Genomic DNA, 2,694 nt, shown 5'->3' on the forward strand with positions numbered 1-2,694 from the left:
GTCCAGCGCCAGGCGGCTGGCGCAATTGCCCGACCTGCCGGCCATTGCCGAAACCTACCCCGGGCATGTCGTGGAAACCTGGAACGGCCTGGTCGGCCCCACGGGGATGCCCGAAGCGGTGCTGGCCCGCCTGGCCGACGAGGGCCGCCGCATCGTCGCCGACCCCGCCTTTCGCACGCGGCTGGAAGAAGCCGGCATCACGCCCTATGGCGAACTGCGCGACGCCTTCGCCACCCGCATCAAGACGGAACAGGGGCTTTGGCAGCCGGTGATCGAAGCGGCCGGCATCGAGCCTCAGTAGCGCATCGCCGCCGCGCCGCCGCCCGGCTGCCCCGCCCACGGCCTCGGCCCCGGCGGCCTGCGCCGCCTCTACGGCCCCGAGGCGGACGCCGACCTGGCCGGCCTGTACGAGAAGCTGCGCGCCGAGCACGGCGCGGTCGCGCCCGTACTGATCCACAACGACGTGCCCATCTGGGCGGTGCTCGGGCACAGCGAGAACCTTCACATGGTCCGCACGCCCTCGCAGTTCTCCCGGGACTCGCGCATCTGGCGTGCCGTACGGGACGGCACCGCCGGGCCGGACCATCCGCTCGCGCCCGTCTTCAGCTGGCAGCCCATGTGCAGCTTCGTCGAGGGCGACGAGCACCAGCGGTTGCGCGGCGCGGTCACCGGCGCCATGTCGGGCATCGACCACCGCGGCATCCGCCGCTACATCAACCGCTATACGAACCACCTGCTCAACGACTTCTGCCAGCACGGCACGGCCGACCTGGTCAGCCAGTTCGCCGAGCACCTGCCGATGATGGTGATGTGCCACGTCCTCGGCATGCCCGAGGAGTACAACGAGAAGATGGTGCAGTCGGCCCGCGACATGATCAAGGGCACCGAGACCGCCATCGCCAGCAACGCGTACATCATGGAGGTCCTGATGGGCCTCGTGGCACGGCGCCGCGCGCAGCCCGAGGAGGACTTCACCAGCAACCTCATCGCGCACCCGGCGCAGCTCACCGACGACGAGGTCGGCGCGCATCTGCGCCTCGTGCTCATCGCCGCGTACGAGGCCACCGCCAACCTCATCGCGAACGTCCTGCGGATGGTCCTCACCGACCCCCGCTTCCGTGCCCAGCTCAGCGGCGGCCAGATGACGGTCCCCGAGGCGGTCGAGCAGTCCCTGTGGGACGAGCCGCCGTTCAGCGCCATGGTCGGCTACTTCGCCAAGCAGGACACCGAGCTGGGCGGCCGGCGGATCCGGGCGGGTGACGGTCTGATCCTCGGTATCGCGCCGGGCAACGTCGACCCCGTCGTACGCCCCGACCTCGCCGCCGGCATGAAGGGCAACCGCTCGCACCTCGCGTTCAGTGGCGGGCCGCACGAGTGTCCCGGTCAGGACATCGGCCGCGCCATCGCCGACACCGGTGTCGACGCCCTCCTGATGCGCCTGCCGGATGTCGAACTGGACATCGACGAGCGGGAGTTGCGGTGGACGTCCTCGATCCTTTCGCGGCATCTGGTGGAGCTGCCGGTGCGGTTCGCGCCGCGGCCGCCGCAGGACGTCATGGCCCGGCCTTCGGCGCAGTTGCCCAGGCCTCGCCAGGACTGGCAGGTCTCCACGCCGCCGCGTCCGCAGCAGCCCGCCGCATCCGCGCCCCAGGCGCAGGCCGCCCCGCAGGCGCAGGCCGCCCCGGCCGCCCCGCCGGTGCCGGAGCCCGTCCCGGCCCAGGGGGCCTGGCGGCGGTTCGTCACCTGGTGGCGCGGCTACTGAGCGGGGCCGCGGGCCCGCCTACCGCTTCCAGTCGTCGTACGCCGACCACGCGCCCAGCGTCCGCCCGCTGACGAAGCGGTGTGCGGCGCCGGTGACCGGATCCGTGAACTCCAGGACGCGCGCGAGGAGTTGCAGGGGCCGCCGGAAATCGTCCGGCGGCGTGGGTCCGGTCACCACCGGGTAGACCGGGTCGCCAAGGATCGGCAGGCCGAGCGCGTTCATGTGGACGCGGAGCTGGTGGGTGCGGCCGGTGTGCGGGGTCAGACGGTAGCGGCCGAGTCCGGCGCGGTGCTCGATGAGTTCGATGTGGCTCTCGCTGTTCGGTGTCGCGCCCTTGATCTCGTACGCCGCGATGACGCCGCGCTCCTTCTCGATGTGGCTGCGGACCGTGCGGGGGAACGGCACCTGGGGGTCGTACGGCGCGATCGCCTCGTACTCCTTGTGTACGAGGCGGTCGCGGAAGAGCGTCTGGTACGCGCCGCGTTCCTCGGGGCGCACGGTGCACAGGAGGAGGCCGGCGGTCAGCCTGTCGAGGCGGTGCGCGGCGCCCAGCGTGGGAATGCCGAGTTCCGTGCGCAGGCGGGCGAGGGCGGTCTGAGTGACGTGGCCGCCGCGCGGCATGGTGGCGAGGAAGTGGGGCTTGTCGGCCACCACGATGTGCTCGTCCTGGTGGAGGACATCGAGGGCGAACGGCACGGTCACCTCGGCGGGGGGCTCGCGGTGGAACCACACGAAGGCGCCGGGCGCGTAGGGCGTGTCCGGGGTGATCGGGGTGCCGTCCGCGCCGACGATCTCGCCGCCGCGCAGCATCGCGTCGATGACCCCGGGGCCTGCCGCGAGCCGCTCCACCAGGTGGTCGCGGACGGTTGCCCACGCGCCCTCCTGCGGCAGCTTGACCCGGACGGGGTCGACGCCGTCGCGCTGGGGGAGCG

At 72.3% G+C, this 2,694-nt stretch carries 3 protein-coding genes; 2 read left to right on the forward strand and 1 reads right to left on the reverse strand.

Annotated elements, in window-relative coordinates:
• Together GKQ77_RS31265 and GKQ77_RS31270 are read left to right on the forward strand one after the other, a co-directional pair.
• The coding region (locus GKQ77_RS31265) for a Bug family tripartite tricarboxylate transporter substrate binding protein (RefSeq protein WP_219692487.1) at positions 1–301 on the forward strand (301 nt) is incomplete at its 5' end.
• 3 nt (positions 302–304) lie between these two features.
• Positions 305–1,762 carry a cytochrome P450 gene (locus GKQ77_RS31270; RefSeq protein ID WP_219692488.1) on the forward strand — a complete coding sequence of 486 codons (1,458 nt, stop codon included), beginning with the start codon at positions 305–307 and terminating at the stop codon, positions 1,760–1,762.
• 18 nt (positions 1,763–1,780) lie between these two features.
• On the opposite strand, the gene GKQ77_RS31275 is transcribed toward GKQ77_RS31270, so the two are convergent.
• Positions 1,781–2,694, reverse strand: a 914-nt coding sequence (locus GKQ77_RS31275) for an RluA family pseudouridine synthase (RefSeq protein WP_258022292.1), incomplete at its 5' end; no start/stop codon positions are given.

The organism is Streptomyces anatolicus (assembly GCF_019400875.1).
Taxonomy (GTDB): Bacteria; Actinomycetota; Actinomycetes; order Streptomycetales; family Streptomycetaceae; genus Streptomyces; species Streptomyces anatolicus.